A 19,129-nucleotide genomic window follows, 5' to 3' on the forward strand; every position below is an offset into this window, starting at 1 on the left:
AATACCTTATATTAGGGAAGTACTTATGTGCACTTTATTGAGGATGAATGTGGTAAAAGACTGTTTTATCTTGAACGCGTGATTGTATTTTATTCGCCTTCATTATAACATAAGCAGTAATGCAGCGCTCTCGTTATTTTCTCAATGTTGAATCTTCTGCTTGTGGTCAGGCTTGGTTAGATGCCCTTGATATTCAAGGGATCAATAATGCGCGTGCTATTTCTCAAAAATTTGGTTTTCCAGATCAATTGTCCCGTGTTCTCTCGGCAAGAGATGTGGATGAAACTGAAGCTGTTGCTTTTATTAATCCAACATTGCGTACGCTCATGCCTGATCCAGAAAGTTTTGTTGATATGCAATGCGCAGCAGAGCGTATTATTAAGGCTCTTCTTAATCAAGAACAGGTTGCTGTTTTTGGTGATTATGATGTTGATGGCGCTTGCGCATCAGCACTCATAGCACGTTTTTTTCGCTATTTTGGGATTGAAGTCAAAATTTATATTCCTGATCGTATTATTGAAGGCTATGGGCCAAATGAACAAGCAATGAGGATGCTTGTGCAAGAAGGTGCTCGTTTAATTATTACTGTTGATTGTGGGGCGAACAGTTCAGAAGCTGTCAAAGCAGCAAGGCTTGCAGGTGCTGATGTTATCATTTTAGATCATCATCAAATGTCAGAGGTTCATCAAGAAGCCGTTGCTCTTGTCAATCCTAATCGCCCTGATGATTTTTCTGGACAAGGGCATTTATGTGCAGCAGGTGTTGTCTTTGTTACGTTAGCTTGGGTTCATCGTTTACTGCGGAAAAAACAATTCGAAGGACCGTTGCCTGATCTTCTCAGTATACTTGATCTTGTTGCTTTGGCAACCATATGTGATGTTGTTCCATTACAGGGGGTTAACCGCGCTTTTGTGATGAAAGGACTTCAAGTTGCTCGTTCTATGCATAATCCTGGGATAGCAGCTTTAACAAAGGTTGCACGGATAGGTGAGCCACTTAATAGTTTTCATTTAGGTTTTTTGTTAGGCCCTAGAATTAATGCAGGAGGACGTATTGGCGACCAAGCTTTAGGGGCACGTTTACTCAGTTGTGAGGATAAAGATGAGGCGGACAGAATAGCAGAACAATTAAATCAACTTAATCAAGAACGCCAAGAAATGGAGAACATTCAATTAGCACAGGCGGAATCTTATATTGCTTCTATTTATCAAGATCAAGAAACACCATTATCACTTGTCATTTCCCATAAAGAATGGCATCCGGGGATTATCGGTATTCTTGCTTCCCGTCTCAAAGAGCGTTTTTTTTGTCCTGTTTTTGCTATTGCATTGAAAGAAGATGGAAATGGCGTAGGATCGGGACGCTCAATTAGTGGCATAGATTTAGGGGCACTCGTTCGTGAAGCTGTTACACTCAATTTATTAGAAAAAGGAGGGGGACATAGTATGGCAGCGGGCATTACAATTCAATCAACAAAAATTGAAAGCTTTCGAAAATGGCTAGAAGAAAAAGTTTCTGTCATGGTTTCACAATTACATGCAAAAAAGTCTCTTAGTATAGATGGTTCTCTTTCTGCTTCTGGTGTTAATCAAGCACTATTTGAGTTGCTTGAAAAGGCTGGGCCTTTTGGGACAGGGAATGCAACACCTGTTTTTGTTCTTCCCTCTCATCGATTAATGAACCTATCTGAAGTTGGTAAAGGACATCTTCGCCTCATTGTATCTAATGTGGAAGGTAAGAAACTGCAAGGAATAGCTTTTCGTGCTGTAGGGACAGCGCTTGGTGATTTTTTGTCGAAAAATATTGGTGAGATGATTCATTTAGCTGGTCATCTTAGTTTGAATTATTGGAATGGAACGATCAATCCACAACTGCGTGTGATTGATGCTGCTGCAGTAGTTTAAAAGAGATATTTTTTTTACATTAGATATCTAAATTAGAAGCAAAAGTAGAGTTTTCTTGTATGAAACGAAATCGTGCTTCTGGTTTTGTTCCCATGAGATTATCTACGGTCTTTTTTGTTTCTTGTATTTCAACGGCATTAATAGAAACACGAAGCAATGTACGTTTTTGAGGATGCATCGTTGTTTCTTTAAGTTGTTCCGCACGCATCTCACCCAGCCCTTTAAAACGCCCGATTTCAATTTTAGCTTTTCCTGTAAATTCAGTCTTAAGTAGCTCATCCTTATGGATGTCATCACGTGCATAAGCAACTTTTCCTCCTTGCGATATTCTATAAAGGGGAGGGACGGCAAGATATAAATGTCCCTGATGAATAAGGTCAGGCATTTCTTGAAAAAAGAAGGTAATGAGCAGTGACGCAATATGAGCACCGTCAACATCTGCATCTGTCATAATGATAATACGTTCATATCTGAGATCTTTTTCACGATATTTAGAGCGTGTTCCACATCCAAGAGCTAGGATAAGATCACTAATTGTTTGGCTTGAATTCATTTTTTCATGGGCTGCACTGGCAACGTTGAGGATTTTACCACGAAGAGGTAAAATTGCTTGGTTTGCTCTATTTCTTGCTTGTTTAGCAGATCCCCCTGCAGAATCCCCCTCAACAATGAATAATTCAGCACCCGTAGCATGGTTTTGGCTACAATCTGCAAGCTTACCAGGAAGACGTAATTTACGGACAGCTGTTTTTCGACTTATTTCTCTATCTTGACGTCGTTTAACACGTTCTTCAGCACGTTCAATAACCCAATCAAGAAGTTTCGTTGCTTCTTGGGGGGAGTTTGCTAACCAATGATCAAAAGGATCGCGGATTGCATTTTCAACGATACGTTGCGCTTCGATTGTTGCTAATCGATCTTTTGTTTGTCCAACGAACTCAGGATTTTTGATGAAAAGTGAAAGTATTGCCACTGTTGAAATCATAATATCGTCTGATGTAATGATTGCTGCGCGCTTGTTTCCTATTAACTCAGCGTAAGATTTTAAGCCACGCAAAAGAGCTTGACGCAGTCCTGTTTCGTGTGTTCCACCTTCTCCGGTAGGAATAGTATTGCAATAAGATTGCACACAAGGATCTCCGCCATGCCAAGCGATGGCCCATTCAACACAACCATGACCATTATTTTGTTGTATTTTTCCAGAAAAAATTTCTGATGTGACGCGATATTCATCTTTTAATGACGCAAGTAAATAGTCTTTAAGCCCATTGGGAAAATGAAAAACAGCCTTTTCAGGAATATTTTTTATGCCTTCAAGTATGACTGGATCACAAGTCCAGCGAATTTTTACACCGCCAAAAAGATAGGCTTTAGAGCGTGCTATCTGGTAAATTTTTTCCGGATCAAAAGCTGCTTTTTCACCAAAAATTTCACGATCAGGATGAAAACGAACACGTGTACCACGGCGATTATAAACATCTCCCAAATCTTCCAATCCAGATTGAGGAATACCGCGTGAGAAGCGTTGGCGGTAAAGTTTTCGTTCTCGTGCAACTTCAACTTCCATATCATCTGACAGAGCATTAACGACAGAAATTCCTACTCCATGAAGCCCGCCCGCGGTTTTATATGCTTTTCCATCAAATTTTCCTCCGGAGTGGAGTTGTGTCATAATAACTTCTAGAGTTGATTTGTCAGGCATTTGAGGATGATTTTCGACAGGAATACCGCGTCCGTTATCTGTAACGGTTATATAACCATTCCTATCTAATGAGACTTCAATGGAGTCTGCATAACCAGCAACAGCTTCATCCATCGCATTATCAATAATTTCGGCAAATAAATGGTGAAGTGCTTTACTGTCTGTTCCACCAATATACATTCCAGGGCGTAAACGTACAGGTTCTAAACCCTCAAGCACTCGAATAGAGAGGGCATTATAGTCGTCCTCTTGCGTATTTTTTGCACTTTTTTTTGAAATCATTTCTTTTAATTTCATTGGAGATTGCAGAGTGCTTTCTTTTGTATTTACCCTAGGTTGGGCTTTATTAAAAACACTAAAAAGATCCTTGTTGTTATCGCTCATAGCGTTTAACTATTTACCTCATAAAATAAAATATTTACTAAAGTAAATTTTATGCCCGTTTTTTATTTAAAAATCAATGCAGTTAGGAAACATCAATTGTTGGACCAAAAATTTGTTCAAAAGCCTGTTTGAGAGCAATATCAATATCATGCATTGTTACAGGACATCCTAGATCAAGAAAGCTTGTTACACCGTGGTTTGTAATTCCACAAGGAACAATTCCTGAGTAATGAGCTAAATTAGGATTAACATTGATAGAAACACCATGAAAACTTATCCATTTGCGAACTCGAATGCCAATCGCCGCAATTTTATCTTCGGAAGAAAGATCATTTTGTTTTGATGGGCCATGAGACTGTTTAACCCAGACACCAACGCGATCTTCTCTGCGTTCGCCTTTAATATTAAAGCTTGCAAGCATCTGTATGATCCATTCTTCTAATGCACTAATGAAAGCACGAATGTCTTGTTTTCGGCGTTTAAGATCAAGCATAATATAAGCAATACGCTGCCCTGGACCGTGGTAAGTAAATTCACCTCCACGTCCTGCTTCATAAACAGGAAATAAATGAGGCGCTAAAAGATCCTTTTTATCTGCACTCGTACCTGCTGTATAAAGGGAAGGGTGTTCAAGAAGCCAAACCTGCTCATGGGCAGTTTTTGCAAGAATTTTTTCCACACGCTCCTGCATATAACGCAGCGCTTCAGGATATTCAACCAAATGATCACTTATTTTCCATTCAACGGGTGAATTTCCGAGAATTGCATTAAAATGATGCGATAAGTGACTACGATCTCTATGTTTCAATTCAAATGTCATTGGCAATATTTATCTTAATGTTTGAGTTTGTATTGTATTAGAAAAATAACAAAAACGTAAGATTAAGAGACATTTTATGAGAAATGCAATGAATTTTATTTTAAAAAGTGTTATGTTTCTTTTACCATCTTCCTGTTGCACCACCACCACCTGATGATCCACCACCACCTCTGAATCCTCCTCTTCCTGATGAATGTCCACCAAATATTCCACCAGAGTCTCTACCCCTCGTATTTAAGTTTAAAAACCAAGGTGTGAAAACAATACCCATCCAAAGATACTTTTGTGGACCTACTTTCTGACCAAAAATCATGGCAAGAATGGGTAAACCCATTGCTATAAAAAGAATGAAAAACATGATTGTATTTATAATCATTTCTTCTTTTGCGGTTTGTTTACGTTGTTCTTCAACAGCTTTAGCTTTTTGTTTGATTCGATAAGAAAAATCAGCATCACTTTGTGTGATCACTTTGATAATTGCATGAACAGATTCAACAATTCCTTTTTGATAATTTCCTTCACGAAAATTAGGAATCATGAAGCTATTAATGATGACAGAGGAAATAGCATCTGTTAGTTCCCCCTCCAGACCATAGCCCACTTCAATACGTGCTTCACGTTCATTGGGTGCAATGACGATTAATACGCCGTTATTGATTTTTTTTTGGCCTAACTTCCATGTACGAAAAAGAGAATTGCTGTAAGTTTCTATATCATTGCCCGAAAGAGTAGGGAGCGTTACAAGAACAATTTGATCTCCTGTTTTCTCTTCGAGTGTAGCAAGTTTTTCCGTTAAATTTCTCTTTGTTGCATGGTCAAGTAAATGAGCTATATCGTTGATATAGCCGGTTAAGGGAGGAAACTTAGTATATGCGTAAGAGACATTCCCCCATGCAATGATTAAGTATAGAATGCTCAAAGGAATCCATAAACGTTGAAAAAAACGACGTTTTATAGTGTGTTGAAATGATTTCATTAATTAAAATTAACCTTTGGAGTTTTTTGGCTATCCGTATCGATGGTAAAAGTTGGTATCGGTTTAGCATCACGAAACCATAATTTTGCCCAAATCATTGTCGGCATTGTTTTGAGTGCTGTATTGTAGGCACGAACTGTTTCGATATAATCGCGGCGCGCAACGGAGATACGGTTTTCAGTTCCTTCTAGTTGTGATTGAAGAGCAAGAAAGTTCTGGTTTGCTTTAAGATCCGGATAGTTTTCAACAACTGCCATAAGCCGCGAAAGTGCACTTGATAAATTTGCTTGATTTTTGAGATATTGCTGCATAATTTCCGGATTATTCAACATATCTGCATTAATGTTGACTTGTGTTGCTTTGGCACGTGCTTCAATGACATTTGTGAAAACGCTTTGTTCATGGGCTGCGTAAGCTTTAACTGTTTCTACAAGATTGGGGATGAGATCTGTACGGCGTTGATATTGATTAAGCACTTCACTCCATGCTGCGTGTGCTTTTTCTTCATTTGTTGGTATCGTATTAAATCCGCAACCACTTAAAAATGGTATTAACCCTGCCAAAAAAATAACAATTGAAAATTGTTTTAATATTTTAAATATTGAAGAAGTTTGTACATTTAACATAAAGATGTCTCCATAGATATTTTAGTATCATATAGGGTTTATCTCACTTGTGGAAAGTATTTTTAAGTTTATAAATAGCTATATTATTATTAATAGATCGACATCTCTGTGCGCTTTCAGCGTGCTTTAAGTGACTTTTTGATATAAAAACACTAATGAGAATATAGATGTTATCTTGTGAAAGATCAACACTATTCCTATCAATTATTCTTATAAAAGATTATAAGATTATATTATTTCCGTAGGATTTTTTCTGTTTCAGAACGTAGCAAATAACAATTGGGAAAAAGAAGAATATAGGTATCAAGTTTATAAAAAGAAGAGGAAGTTCCCATTTTTTCCTTCTTTAGAAGTCGTGCTTAACCTATTGGATAAAAAGGTTTTTAGATTATAGATATCAACAATTATGAAAAAGGGGAAAAATGCTACATTGAAAAACGTTTAACTGCAAAGTAAAAGATTTAATGGATTAGCTGATGATTATGATCGCTATCGTCCTCATTTCCCCTTACTTTATTGAAGTTCATGTTTTTTTCCTTTTAAGAATAAAAAGCATTTGTCCATCATGGATGTAGGCATTGATGAGAGGAAATTGTTAAGATGTTAAGGAATAGCACCAATATTATGCATTTTTATCCTAAGAAATGACTTTTAAAAAAGTATTTTCATTTAAAGAGTGATTATATTTTTTTATTTTATAGGTTTTATAGAAGGATCAATAATGTTAAGGGGTGTACTTTAATTAAAAAAGAAAGAAAATTATGACGATTATACTAAACCCGGGTGAGGTAGCACTTAGCGAACTTGAAGCTATTTATTTTGATGGTGCAATCACTAAGCTTCATCATGATACGCATTTAGCTATCGAGAAAGGAGCGCAGCGCATTGCTGAAATTGTTGCAGGAAGTGAGCCTGTATATGGTATTAATACTGGTTTTGGGAAGTTGGCTTCCATTAAAATTGATGCAGATAAAGTCACTGTGTTGCAGAGAAATCTTATTTTGTCTCATTGTTGTGGGGTAGGAGATCCTCTTTCTGAAAATATCGTGCGTTTGATGATGAGCTTAAAGCTGATCTCTTTGGGAAGAGGGGCTTCAGGAGTTCGTTTAGAGTTAGTCAATTTGCTGGAAAATATGCTTGTAAAGGGTGTTATTCCTGTCATCCCAGAAAAAGGATCAGTTGGCGCTTCAGGTGATCTTGCGCCACTTGCTCATATGGCGGCTGTTATGATGGGAGAAGGAGAAGCGTTTTTTCAGAATGTTCGTATGAGTGGAGCGGTTGCGTTAGAAAAAGCAGGGTTGTCTCCTATTATTTTAGAGGCAAAGGAAGGTCTAGCTCTTATTAATGGGACTCAAACATCAACAGCACTTGCACTTGCCGGCCTTTTTCGAGCTTATCGGGCATTGTGTGGTGGATTGTTGGCTGGGGCTTTAACGACAGATGCTACCATGGGATCAACAGCACCATTTCATCCTGATATCCATATTTTACGAGGCCATTATGGGCAGATTGCCGTATCAAAAACATTAGAAAAGCTTGTAGAGGATTCAGAAATTCGTGCAGCACATTTACGGGGTGATGAGCGTGTACAAGATCCTTATTGTATACGTTGTCAGCCACAGGTTATGGGGGCATGTTTTGATATTTTGCAAGCAGCAGCAAAAACACTGATTATTGAAGCAAATGCTGTTACAGATAATCCGTTGATTTTAAGAAATGGTGAGGTTGTATCCGGTGGGAATTTTCATGCTGAGCCTGTAGCGTTTGCTGCTGATCAAATTGCTCTTGCTTTGTGTGAAATAGGATCTATTTCTCAACGGCGTATTGCTCTGATGGTTGATCCAGCAGTTTCTTATGGTCTGCCGGCTTTTTTAGCGCACAATGCTGGACTAAATTCAGGTTTCATGATCGCTGAAGTAACAGCAGCAGCTTTAATGTCTGAAAATAAGCAAATGGCTCATCCTGCTTGCGTTGATTCAACACCAACTTCAGCTAATCAAGAAGATCATGTTTCAATGGCTTGCCATGGTGCTCGTCGGTTATTGGTAATGAGCGAAAACCTTTTTACAATTATTGGCATTGAAACGCTTATTGCAGCACAAGGAATTGAATATCGTGCACCTTTAAAAACAAGTACTCTTTTACAGTCTGTTATGGGATTTTTACGCAAAAATATTGCTTCTCTTAAGGAAGATCGCTATCTGGCTCCAGATCTTCATCAAGCACATGTACTTGTACGTGAAGGGCGCTTATTATCTGTTTTACCAGAAACAATTTTTCCTTCCTTAAGTTTTCAATAATATTTGTTTTAAGGCGAATGAGGAAGGCTAGATATTGAATTTTGAAACTTCCTCATGTAAAAATATAGAAGATCAATACTATATTTAAATTATTTAATTAATTATGTATATATCTGCTACTTGTAACCAACTAGATATTTTATTTTATATTCTTCTTGTTTGTTAATACTTTATGAGTTTTATAGTTCATTTTTTGTATTTTAATTAAAAAAGGAGAAGTAAATGTTTAAAAATGCTAGATTATGTATTTTAACAACAATACTTTTTTGTTTTTCACAAACTCTTGAGGTTCATGCAAGTTTTAGGAGAGGTAGCTTTTCAGAGAAAACTTTTGTTATGATGGCTGCTCAAGAGAAAGAGCCTCTCGTTTCGGCAAAAAACAAAGGTTTTATTAATATCTCAGGGAAAACTCCTAGAGGAAAGGAGAGAGCTATTATTGGACAAACAGTCAAAGATGCTATTTTTACCGTATATTTTTTTATCGGAAAACTTGTTGTTAAAGTTGTTGGAGCCCTTAGAGGATGGGCTGTGGATGCACTTTCTCATACTTTTAAAAATTGGCGAGTTTCGCTTTATCACTGATTGAGTTCATTAATTGGTGCAAAAGGTTTGTTTTATGGACCAAAAGAAATTTTTCTAAAAGTAACAAAAAAATTAATTGTACGCATAGTTAATGCTCTTGTTATGAATTTTTAGACTTCTATTTCAGTGCACTGAAATAGAAGTCTAAAAGTTTACACTACATTAAAGCTAATTTTCTTTGTAAAAAACTCTAGAATACGAAATGAATTAAATGACAATTATAAAAAAATTCATTATCACTTTATTTAACGAAATTGCAAGCTATAAAAGCTGAATAATTCGCTATAAAAGTATTTTTTCATTGTTTAGAGCAAAGTGTTGAGCTGGCTGGTCTTCGATGTTTTTGAAATATATTTGTGAAAGAAACATGGAGCTTTATTTATCATAAAGCCGTTATTGTTGTGTATTTTATCAGCATTTCAATAAAAAAGGAAAGAAATGGCAATAAATGAACTGAAGAGGGGGATGAGTAAACGTCAAGTTATTTTTTTAGCTCTTGGCTCTGCTATTGGAACAGGTCTTTTTTATGGGTCAGCCCAAGCAATTAAGCTTGCGGGTCCCAGTGTTTTGATTGCCTATTGTATTGCTGGTTTAGCTATTTTTATGGTTATGCGGGCTTTAGGAGAGATGATCCTTTATAATCCATTGCCTGGTTCTTTTGCTCGTTATGCGGCAAATTACATATCGCCATTAGCAGGTTTTTTAACCGGATGGACATATGTGTTTGAGATGATTCTTGTGGGTTTGGCTGATATTACAGCTTTTGCGACTTATATGGGTTTCTGGTATCCTGATGTTGCTCCTTGGGTATGGGCACTGAGTATTACATTCATCATCACGGGTATTAATTTAGCTGCTGTAGAAGTCTATGGTGAACTAGAGTTTTGGCTGTCTTCTATTAAAGTTATTGCTATCATTGCGATGATTATTTTAGGAATAGCAATTATTTTTGGGGGATGGGGTGAAGGTACAGATTCTTCCACTGTTACTGTTCATAATTTATGGAAGAATGGAGGTATTTTTCCTAATGGTTGGTTTGGTTTTTTAGCTTGTTTTAGTGTTGTTGTTTTTGCTTTTGGTGGCATAGAAATCATTGGCATGGCAGTCATGGAAGTTCAAAACCCTCATCAAACGATTTCAAAGGCAATTAATTCCACTCCAGTTCGTATTTTACTTTTTTATGTTATGACGTTAGCTATTTTAATGTCTCTTTATCCTTGGAATGAGATTGGTCTTATGGATAGTCCTTTTGTGTCTATTTTTGAAAATCTTGGGATTTCATATGCAGCAAATATTTTAAATATTGTTGTTGTTACAGCGGCTATTTCGGCAATGAATAGCGGAATGTATGGTGCTTGTCGTATGGTCCATGGTTTATCGCAGGAAGGTTATGCTTTAAAGAAGTTCCAATATTTATCAAAAAATGGCATACCAGTTTTTGTTATTTTGATGGTCTTTGCTATTTTTCTTCTTGGTGCTGTTCTTAATTATTTTTATCATGAAAAGCTTTTTTTTCTTATTGCATCAATGGCAACATTTGCGACGGTTTTCGTTTGGATGATGATTCTACTTTCGCAAATTTTTATGCGAATTAAGATGCCTAAAGAAACACAGAAGGGGTTAAGCTTTCCCATTCCACTTTGGCCAATAGGATCAATTTTTTCTATTTTATTTATGGCTTTTATTTTTATTCTCTTATGGTACTTCGATGAGACGCGACCAGTTTTAATTGTCGGTATTAGTTGGATTGCTTGGCTTATTATTTGTTTTTATAGCCTTAAACTTTATAATTTTGAGCAGAAGAAACTGCAATAAAATAAAGATTAAACTAAAAAGAAATAGTTGATGTCTTTAGAAGAACGGGTATTTAATCGTTTCCCTCCAAAGGTTGGGACAATCTAGATTGAAAATAATCTGCTCGTTAGCATTTTTCTTTGGAATATTTTTTTAGCCATTACCTATGATAATAACTCCATCATATAAGTATCAGATATTTTTTGGTGGTAAGCTGCCCCGCAATATAAGTACTTCACGTTAAAATGATTTTATAATTAAAATGCCCAAAAATGTGAAGAGATTTTACTAGATACAAGGCTATAAGAAAATATTTTTTTCTAAACTGATTAAGTTAAGTGCTCTTTCATAAGAGACGTTATTGTAAGAATTGTTTCTATATTTTGATTTATGTTTTTTATCGATACTCAATTAAGCCAAATAAATTATTTTATAAGCTTTTTAAAAAATTGAGTTTTTAAGTTTTGTTATTAAAAAAAATCGCTAACTTTTTAGAAGCGAAGGTGAAATTTTTATGCATTCCCTTGTAAAGAAGAGTACACATTCTAAAAGTATATTGCGATTATTATGGGGTAAAGAGGAGGAATTTTTAATTTTTATTATCATTTTTTCAAAAAGAATTGACGCTGGTAGAAAATAGCAGATAACAGAGCAAGAAAAGCAAGCTGCTTTTGAAAAGTTTGTCATTGCCTATTTGACGCAAGACCCGCTTCAGAAGCTTATGAGTATATTGTCAATGGTAGACCCGCTCTTGAATGGGTTATGGGGCGTCAATGTGTAAAGACTGATAAAAAGAGTGGCATTGTGAATGATGCCAATCGTTATGCCGTTGAAACCATTGGCAACCCTGCCTACCCTCTAGAGTTGTTTCAAAGGGTTATTACCGTAAGTTTAGAAACCATGAAAATCGTAAAAAAACTACCAAAATTGGAAATTAGAGAAACTGAATAGACTTGGTATGCCACATAATGGGTATATTAACCTTATAAGGGGTAAAAGGTCTTATACCTATAGGTTCTATACCCCCTTTATACATTGCTTACGTACAATCTTTAAAAGGATAATTTATCATGCGTTATTCTAAAAAGAAGAAACTTGCACTTTTAGATACTCTTATTTGGATTGCTTTAAGACTTTTAAGAAACCCACTCTTAAATAGAATTAGATTTTTTTACATTGCCTTTAAGAGGTTATACCGTAATCTAAAATGATAACTTTATCCTTTTCAAAAGCTTTGTTTAAAGAGAGTTATGTATATTCATTTTTCTTATATTACTTATAGGTTTTGTAGGTTCTTAAAACCCCCACCCCCCCTACAAAACCCCTTTTTATATATATTATAGATTGTATTTACGGATTGTATTTAATATAGGTTGTTTATTTAAAAGATTAACATATTGAAATATATTGATTTTTATTTTCACCATTCAAAAAAAATAATAGAGGGTCTAAAAAGAACTGACAAAACTGACATCACTGACAAAAGCCTATTAAAAGGAATTTTACTGATCTCTATAATTATCAATCTCTCTTTAGATGTTTTCATAACAGTCTATAAATTACAATTATCCTACTTATCGTTTCTCTTATGAAAATGAAAAATGATGCCATGGCTATAAAGCATATAACAGCTATAGAAAATGCGTAAAAACAGCAGCTTCAAATAACTAAACTGTAAATGAACGCATTGATTATAAAGAGAGCACCTATAAGAGGCTATTAAATTTTAAATGTATTATAAACAAAATTCACAAAAAAATTTAAATTCATTTAGTAAAAAAACTGATAGGTTATAAAGTTTAAAATACGCATAATGAGAGCCTTTTTAAATATTATAGATGTATAGATTCAAAACATAACGCAATCGTTTCATAAAGCCCATAATATAGCTTTAAACGCATATAAATATAAAAGAAGCAATTCATAATCATAAGATATTATCAATACACAACGTATTTAAAAAATACAAAAAAAGATAAAATATTATTTGACAATAAATACGTATTTTGTTATATGAAGACGATACGCTAATTTTTGTATTGTTATCCCCATTTCTTCTAAAAAAGCTACTTTTAGAACTTCACTAGAATGGGCGGGGTTATGCGTCATTTGTTTTCATTCCTTTCATCAATGGTAATCTTGATAATCAACAAGCTCCACATCTGTTCCGATAAAGCGAAAAATAACACGCCAATTTCCATTCATCTTAAAAAGTATATTACTCTTTATGCGCATTGGGAACGGCTTTTCTAGATCCTAGTAAGCTGAATATATAGCCTTGTCCGATTAGAACTCCAAAAATCGTAACAAAAACGCCTATGATTTGCATGATTTGAGGGATGAAGCCGAACAGGATTTGCACCAATAAAGCTGAAATAGGTACAAAATTGAAAAATATCGCCGTCTTACCCGGACCTCGGATCGCTATTCCAATATTCCAAAATAGGTAGGCTAAAACTGATCCTGCAACCCCTATCCAAAGGAGTGCGAATAAACTAGCGCCGGACATAGACATGGTTTCTTGAAGAGGGGATTCGAATAAAAAGGTTAGGACGCCAAGGGCGACGGTGCCAGAGAGCATCGTCCAGCTTGTTGTTTCAAGCGGGGTTGCGTTCTTGACAAATGACCGCGTGCCCACGGTATAGAACGCCCAACCAATGGAACCTAAAAGAATCATAATATCTCCTTTGGCAAAGGAAACATGGTTAGACAAAAATCTCCCATTTGTTATGACTAAATAGACCCCGAACATGCTAATGAGCATCCCTATAACCCTCTCACAGGTTGGGAAAGATTTATTCATGATAGCTTCAATAATATTAGCACTAATAGGGGTTGTCGCCATGATGAGGGAGGCTGTTATGGGATTTGACGTTTGCAAGCCAACAAATAAAGCGCCATTAAACCCTGCCACACCGATAATTCCTAGGAAAATATAAGAAATAAAATTTTGCGATAAAACATGCCACCGCAAGCCTTCTTTGAAAATCATAATTAAAAATATGGCGATTACGGCAATGAGAAACCGCTCAAAAGAAGCCGTCCATGGAGAAACAGTCGTTAAAGCTATCTTAGTGGCTTGGAAATTGGAACCCCAAAAAAAGGTTCCTACGAGGGTTAAGACAAGAGCTATTCTGGGCGTGATTTTCATTGGATAGATCCTTATACTTGATACCAAAGTGGAGCATCGAGACGTATAGAAGAAATTTGTGCGGTATTAGATGAGGAAAGAATAAAGTTGACCGCGGAAGCAATTTCAACGACATTAATCGCTGCAGGAAAGCCTGCATAAGAAGCAATGTGAATTGCTAATTCAATCACCTGTTCGGGCGTGCCACCTACATTAAGCAGACCCTGTATATGCAGCTTCAGCTGTGGAATCGCAGTTCCTAACGTTCCTAACGCTGCCACCGTTATAATTTCCCGTTCAAAGAAGTTGAGGATAGGCCGTGTGTAGATATCACCAAACCCAAACTCAACAACAAAACGAGCTAAGTCTGGAGCAATGCTACCCAGTGTCTTAATAATCATTTGTCCATCGGGGCCATCAATATGTTCTAGTGCCTTCAGTCCAGATTCGTAGCGATCCTCGCATACTAATGGCGAGCCGCAACTAGATATGAAGTCTAGTTGCTTTTCATCAAAGACCTCTTTTGCAGCAAAAACACTATTTAAGGCTGCTGGAAACCCTGCATAAAGTGCCAACTGTATCATTACTTCAATCAGCTCAGCAGGACTACACCCAATATTAAGAGCACTGGTAAGGTGGAATTTGAGTTGCCGTCTTGCATTACCGAGAGTTGCAAAGATGGCAACGGTGGCAAGCTGCCGAATACGGCTTGTTAAGTGAGGTCGCTCATAAATTTCTCCATACACAAAAGAAATGATGAATTTTGCGAGATCAGGGGCAACATCGGCCATTTCTTCAAGAATTGAAGGGGTCTCGACCAATTCCATAGAGCGTAAACGCTCCATGCCCAATTCATAAGCATTTTTCTTATAATTTACAAATGTTTGTTCTTGCATGTAATGGCCCCCTCCCCACGGAGCCTTAGTTGGATAAGGCTTTTACTTTCCTTAAAAACTAAACCTTCAATTAAAATGCAATACCTTATCTCCTCTTGCGGATTTGCATTGCATGAATCGTTATCGTGCTTTAATATCCTAGTCAATCATTTTGTAAATTTATTTTACATTATAGGCAATCCTTATGAAGCTATAGCAGATAGTAAGGGATTTTTCTATGGCATTAATATTACGTTGATGCAGCAGGCACGTGTAGCCTTTCCAGACGTTGTACTTAAGACTGAGCTAAAATTAGCAAATTAAACCCTTCTTATTCGTATTTGCGCAAGAGAACTGAGGTGTAACTTGTTGAGCGTAGAAACACCATGCATGATTATGTGCGCATTGAGCTATAGGACTTAGTTGTATTTAGTATTTTGCGGCTTGAATTTACCGAGGAAAGTGCGAAGCGTTAAATTTATAACAGATGCTACTGACTTACCTCTAATCTAGTAAAGTTCTATCATGACAAAGTCATTTGTTGGGGTGTACGGAAGAGCTTTGTTTTTAACTCAAGTTAGAGGTATGTAATAGCAGATGAGTGCAGTACTCCTTTGCTGCAAAGTCCTCCAATCGGTTTAGCTAAAAATATTATGCCGCAATTAGGTGCCCAATATAGCTTGATCATGTCTATAAATTTTGGTTTAATACCTTTAGCACTGGAGAACTTTAGTAAAATTAATGCTGTGTGCCTCTATCAAGTTGTAAAATATATTATGCTTTAAGATCTCGGTAAAAATTTTCATGAGAGCCAAGTGCTAACAAGGTCAAAGTAATCGTGTGATCTTCATAGCTGTAAGCAAGCAGCGTCAATTGCTTGGCCATTTTAAATTTATAGACAAAAACACCAGAAAGATCACCTGTTTTGGCTTGACCAATGGTGGGCGTTTTCATAATGACGCGAACAGCTTGGTCTAGATCTTGTTTTTGGTTGGCATGCAGTTTTTTGACAGTTTTTTTAAATGAATGGATTTGTAAAACTTGCATAGATTCAGCCAAATTCGAATGCTGTTACATCGCCATCTGCATTTTCTTGTTGTCCAAGTAAGATTGCTTGAATAAATTGAAAGGAGAGATCTGGATTTTCTTCGGCTATTTTGCCCATACGCGACCAATATTCAATTTGCTTAGGAACCGAGCGGCTATAAACAGACGCGTAACGCTTAGCCTCATTAATGAGATCATCAGACAGTTTAACAGTTGTAGCCATGACTATACTCCTACCTTACAATAAGGTGGTAATATAGTTCAAAAGGTGTTAAAAAGCAACCTTTGAAACACAATAACCTTAGCAGATCTCTAACACAATTCCTTCTCTCACAGCCATCTTTCTTAATATCTGAAAGAAGAGAAAATAAAAGATAAATTTAGAACTAAATGATCGAGAATAAGCTCTAAAAAGGTTCGGGATAGGCAGAAAATAAGTTAAAAGAATCAACGGAATCAAAATTCCCGAACTTCTATATAATCTATTGATTTTATATAAATATAGCATTCCCTCCGCCACAGCACTTTTGTCGTGCTATAAATTATTGATTCTATATGTCTTGTATGTAGCTTGTCAGCAGGTTTTGCAGCAATTCATTTTTAAAATTCACGTCTTTTTTAAAAAATTAAAGGGGTTTTCAAAGGGTCTTCAAAGACCTTTCAAAGATCATTTAAAGACCCTTTAAGGCAGCTTTTTCTCCTTTGCTAAAAGTCGCAATTTGAGATGATGAGCTCTTGAGCTGGAATTGGATTATTTGAACTGCATGTATAAGATATGGTGACCTCTTTTATCTTAAATGGGCTAAAGCTTTTGCGAATCTCCGGCACATCATTGAGTGACAGAAGAAACTTTCCCTTTAATTGTGCAAGCAGTGTGGACATCCTCTGATAATCCTCTCGCTTAAACAAATCCTTGCCATAGTAATCCTCAACACCCCAATAAGGCGGATCAAGGTAAAACAAGATGTTGGGACGATCATAGCGCCTAATAAACTCAAACCAATCTAAATGTTCAATGGTCACACCTGCTAAACGACGGTAAATAAGCTTTAAGGAGGCTTCAAGTTTGAGACTATTAAACCGTGCACCACGGTGTGGATCAACTCCAAACGTCTGTTTTGCCACTTTGCCACCAAAACTCAACCGCTGCAGATATAAAAACCGCAATGCTCGCTCTAAATCTGTCAGGGTCTTGAGATCTTGGGTGCGTAACCGTTCAAACGCCTCACGGCTACTCACCTGGAACTCCAACAGATCCATGAAAGGGTAATAATGGCGTTGCAACACCCGAAAAAAATTCACCACATCACCTGAACGATCATTGATCACTTCATATAAAGAAACTAATTTTCTCCTTAAAGATACAACATATTGATTTATAATGATAATCTAGCGTTATTCATATTGAATTAGACCCTCGAATAACGCAAGCTTCTCTCATTTCAAATCTGTGTATGTTGAATCAATCAAAATCATTCCCTTGCATATCAAAAGCGGGATGAATGTGTGGATAAAATTTGTATAAGAAAGGATTAAAAAATGGCTCTTATGAACCGTCTTAATGCAAGGTCTGTCGCAACATTGGGGGCTGGTAAATATAATGATGGTGCCGGCTTGCTTCTTCATAAGCGTAAAGATGGGGGTGCTCAATGGATTTACCGTTATACCATTCACGGGCGTCGTCGCGAAATGGGCTTGGGGACTTTAAGAGATGTCTCTTTAAAACAAGCCCGTGAATTGGCAACAGGATGGCGTTCTGTTTTACGTGAGGGGCGTGACCCCATTAAAGAACGCGATAAACAAAAGCGTGAAGCAATAAGCAATCTCCATTATTTAAAAGATATTGCACTAGATGCTTTTGAAAGCCGTAAAGCTGAATTAAAAGGGGATGGGAAAGATGGAATTTGGTTTTTACCTTTACGCCTTCATATTCTCCCTAAATTAGGTTGTTTACCCGTTTCAGAAATTACGCAAACAGAGATACGCGATACCCTTGCCCCTATTTGGCATACAAAAGCTGGAGCTGCTCGGACAGCATTGATGCGTCTCAATCTTTGTCTTAAACATGCGGCGGCACTAGGATTGGATGTTGATTTACAAGCAACAGAAAAAGCCCGGGCTCTTTTAGGAAAACAACGTCATAAGGTCACTAATAGACCAGCAATGGTTTGGAAAGATGTACCGGCTTTTTATAAAACACTTTGCGAAGCATCAACCCTAACACAACTGGCTTTGCGTTTGCTTATTCTGACAGGCGTTTGTACAAATCCTTTGTGTCATATTCATAAAAATCAAGTTGAGGGGGATATATGGACTATTCCTGCTGAAAATATGAAAGGAAAACGGGATACCACAAAAGAATTTCGTGTGCCTCTATCATCTGAAGCATTAGACATTTTAAAACAAGCGCGTTTACTTTCTCGTAACGATTTCTTTTTTTCTGCAACAGGTCGGGGTCCCCTTGCTGCAAATTGTATGTCACAATACATGCAACAGACTGGATTAAAAGCCTGCCCCCATGGATTTCGTTCTAGTTTACGCAATTGGCTTGCTGAAACAACCGATGCCCCCTATGAGGTCGCTGAAACTATTCTGGGGCATGTAGTCGGGGGGCAAGTAGAGCGCTCCTATCGTCGTACTGATTATTTAGAACAGCGTCGTGTCTATATGGATAAATGGGCGGCTTACGTTACAGGTCAATCTTAAGATATGGGGTGTAATACCCCATGATCTGTGGATAACTTTATCTCTCTCTTCTCTCATTCTTTCTCAATGAGACTCATAAATTATCACATCAGAAAATGTATAATAAAACACTGTTTTTTATAGACTAAATACCTTTCCAGTGATTCCAAAATGTGCTTAATAAATACTTATGATTTGTTCCCATTTTTTACTCTTGAAAGGAAATTATAATGACAGAAAACGATATTCTTTTAACAGACCGTGAAAGTGCAAAATTGCTTCATATGAGTGTTTCAACATTCCG

General features: G+C 36.8%; 14 protein-coding genes and 4 pseudogenes. 7 read left to right on the forward strand and 11 right to left on the reverse strand.

What is annotated here, in order from left to right; genetic code table 11:
• Positions 1-119 precede the first annotated feature (119 nt).
• Positions 120-1,904: a single-stranded-DNA-specific exonuclease RecJ gene (recJ, locus tag PVV59_RS07520; protein WP_273755527.1), complete on the forward strand. Its 1,785-nt coding sequence runs from the start codon at positions 120-122 to the stop codon at positions 1,902-1,904.
• A gap of 19 nt (positions 1,905-1,923) precedes the next feature.
• Here the strand turns inward: recJ and parE are convergent, their stop codons facing one another.
• The 4 genes from parE to PVV59_RS07540 form a co-directional block, all read right to left on the reverse strand.
• Positions 1,924-3,990, reverse strand: a complete 2,067-nt coding sequence (gene parE, locus PVV59_RS07525; protein WP_273755528.1) for a DNA topoisomerase IV subunit B — start codon at positions 3,988-3,990, stop codon at positions 1,924-1,926.
• An 82-nt stretch (positions 3,991-4,072) separates the two neighbouring features.
• Positions 4,073-4,810 (reverse strand): lipoyl(octanoyl) transferase LipB, encoded by a 738-nt coding sequence (gene lipB / locus PVV59_RS07530; RefSeq protein WP_273755529.1) that lies wholly within the window; start codon positions 4,808-4,810, stop codon positions 4,073-4,075.
• 121 nt (positions 4,811-4,931) lie between these two features.
• Positions 4,932-5,786 carry a YgcG family protein gene (locus tag PVV59_RS07535; RefSeq protein WP_273755530.1) on the reverse strand — a complete coding sequence of 285 codons (855 nt, stop codon included), beginning with the start codon at positions 5,784-5,786 and terminating at the stop codon, positions 4,932-4,934.
• A complete protein-coding gene (locus tag PVV59_RS07540; RefSeq protein ID WP_273755531.1) occupies positions 5,786-6,412 on the reverse strand; it encodes a LemA family protein in 627 nt (208 codons plus the stop codon). The genes PVV59_RS07535 and PVV59_RS07540 overlap by 1 nt, the downstream gene beginning before the upstream one ends.
• A 761-nt stretch (positions 6,413-7,173) precedes the next feature.
• Here PVV59_RS07540 and hutH point away from each other — a divergent pair.
• From hutH to PVV59_RS07560, 4 genes and pseudogenes are all read left to right on the forward strand, one after another.
• Complete coding sequence (hutH, locus tag PVV59_RS07545; protein WP_273755532.1) at positions 7,174-8,712, forward strand: histidine ammonia-lyase; 1,539 nt, start codon at positions 7,174-7,176, stop codon at positions 8,710-8,712.
• A gap of 222 nt (positions 8,713-8,934) precedes the next feature.
• Positions 8,935-9,294: a hypothetical protein gene (locus PVV59_RS07550; RefSeq protein ID WP_273755533.1), complete on the forward strand. Its 360-nt coding sequence runs from the start codon at positions 8,935-8,937 to the stop codon at positions 9,292-9,294.
• A gap of 438 nt (positions 9,295-9,732) precedes the next feature.
• Positions 9,733-11,109: an amino acid permease gene (locus tag PVV59_RS07555; protein WP_273755534.1), complete on the forward strand. Its 1,377-nt coding sequence runs from the start codon at positions 9,733-9,735 to the stop codon at positions 11,107-11,109.
• 693 nt (positions 11,110-11,802) lie between these two features.
• Positions 11,803-12,039, forward strand: a pseudogene (locus PVV59_RS07560) (type ISP restriction/modification enzyme); the annotation flags it as partial.
• 1,053 nt (positions 12,040-13,092) lie between these two features.
• On the opposite strand, the pseudogene PVV59_RS09885 reads toward PVV59_RS07560, so the two are convergent.
• From PVV59_RS09885 to PVV59_RS07590, 7 genes and pseudogenes are all read right to left on the reverse strand, one after another.
• Positions 13,093-13,197 (reverse strand): annotated as a pseudogene (locus tag PVV59_RS09885) (transcriptional regulator); the annotation flags it as partial.
• A gap of 18 nt (positions 13,198-13,215) precedes the next feature.
• Positions 13,216-13,293, reverse strand: a pseudogene (locus PVV59_RS07565) (Killer protein); the annotation flags it as partial.
• Positions 13,294-13,306: 13 nt separating this feature from the next.
• On the reverse strand, positions 13,307-14,239 hold the full coding sequence (locus tag PVV59_RS07570) for a DMT family transporter (protein ID WP_012231667.1): 933 nt from the start codon (positions 14,237-14,239) through the stop codon (positions 13,307-13,309).
• A gap of 11 nt (positions 14,240-14,250) precedes the next feature.
• Positions 14,251-15,114: a carboxymuconolactone decarboxylase family protein gene (locus PVV59_RS07575; protein ID WP_273755536.1), complete on the reverse strand. Its 864-nt coding sequence runs from the start codon at positions 15,112-15,114 to the stop codon at positions 14,251-14,253.
• A gap of 753 nt (positions 15,115-15,867) precedes the next feature.
• Positions 15,868-16,140 (reverse strand): type II toxin-antitoxin system RelE/ParE family toxin, encoded by a 273-nt coding sequence (locus PVV59_RS07580; RefSeq protein WP_273755537.1) that lies wholly within the window; start codon positions 16,138-16,140, stop codon positions 15,868-15,870.
• 4 nt (positions 16,141-16,144) lie between these two features.
• The gene (locus PVV59_RS07585; RefSeq protein WP_005773872.1) at positions 16,145-16,363 is read right to left on the reverse strand and encodes a TA system antitoxin ParD family protein; all 219 of its coding nucleotides are present in this window, start codon (positions 16,361-16,363) and stop codon (positions 16,145-16,147) included.
• 482 nt (positions 16,364-16,845) lie between these two features.
• Complete coding sequence (locus PVV59_RS07590; protein WP_273755540.1) at positions 16,846-17,529, reverse strand: DNA adenine methylase; 684 nt, start codon at positions 17,527-17,529, stop codon at positions 16,846-16,848.
• A gap of 150 nt (positions 17,530-17,679) precedes the next feature.
• Between PVV59_RS07590 and PVV59_RS07595 the strand changes: the two genes are divergently transcribed.
• Positions 17,680-18,846, forward strand: a complete 1,167-nt coding sequence (locus PVV59_RS07595) for a site-specific integrase (RefSeq protein WP_273755538.1) — start codon at positions 17,680-17,682, stop codon at positions 18,844-18,846.
• Positions 18,847-19,055: 209 nt separating this feature from the next.
• Positions 19,056-19,129, forward strand: a pseudogene (locus PVV59_RS07600) (DNA-binding protein); the annotation flags it as partial.

This window comes from Bartonella sp. MM73XJBT.G (genome assembly GCF_028618435.1).
In the GTDB taxonomy this organism is placed as follows: domain Bacteria; phylum Pseudomonadota; class Alphaproteobacteria; order Rhizobiales; family Rhizobiaceae; genus Bartonella.

What these genes read in the sequence shown, in the direction of transcription:
- recJ (WP_273755527.1), top strand. Translation starts at nt 120, where the DNA reads ATGCAGCGCTCTCGTTATTTTCTCAATGTTGAATCTTCTGCTTGTGGT.
- parE (WP_273755528.1), bottom strand. Translation starts at nt 3,990, where the DNA reads ATGAGCGATAACAACAAGGATCTTTTTAGTGTTTTTAATAAAGCCCAA.
- lipB (WP_273755529.1), bottom strand. Translation starts at nt 4,810, where the DNA reads ATGACATTTGAATTGAAACATAGAGATCGTAGTCACTTATCGCATCAT.
- PVV59_RS07535 (WP_273755530.1), bottom strand. Translation starts at nt 5,786, where the DNA reads ATGAAATCATTTCAACACACTATAAAACGTCGTTTTTTTCAACGTTTA.
- PVV59_RS07540 (WP_273755531.1), bottom strand. Translation starts at nt 6,412, where the DNA reads ATGTTAAATGTACAAACTTCTTCAATATTTAAAATATTAAAACAATTT.
- hutH (WP_273755532.1), top strand. Translation starts at nt 7,174, where the DNA reads ATGACGATTATACTAAACCCGGGTGAGGTAGCACTTAGCGAACTTGAA.
- PVV59_RS07550 (WP_273755533.1), top strand. Translation starts at nt 8,935, where the DNA reads ATGTTTAAAAATGCTAGATTATGTATTTTAACAACAATACTTTTTTGT.
- PVV59_RS07555 (WP_273755534.1), top strand. Translation starts at nt 9,733, where the DNA reads ATGGCAATAAATGAACTGAAGAGGGGGATGAGTAAACGTCAAGTTATT.
- PVV59_RS07570 (WP_012231667.1), bottom strand. Translation starts at nt 14,239, where the DNA reads ATGAAAATCACGCCCAGAATAGCTCTTGTCTTAACCCTCGTAGGAACC.
- PVV59_RS07575 (WP_273755536.1), bottom strand. Translation starts at nt 15,114, where the DNA reads ATGCAAGAACAAACATTTGTAAATTATAAGAAAAATGCTTATGAATTG.
- PVV59_RS07580 (WP_273755537.1), bottom strand. Translation starts at nt 16,140, where the DNA reads ATGCAAGTTTTACAAATCCATTCATTTAAAAAAACTGTCAAAAAACTG.
- PVV59_RS07585 (WP_005773872.1), bottom strand. Translation starts at nt 16,363, where the DNA reads ATGGCTACAACTGTTAAACTGTCTGATGATCTCATTAATGAGGCTAAG.
- PVV59_RS07595 (WP_273755538.1), top strand. Translation starts at nt 17,680, where the DNA reads ATGGCTCTTATGAACCGTCTTAATGCAAGGTCTGTCGCAACATTGGGG.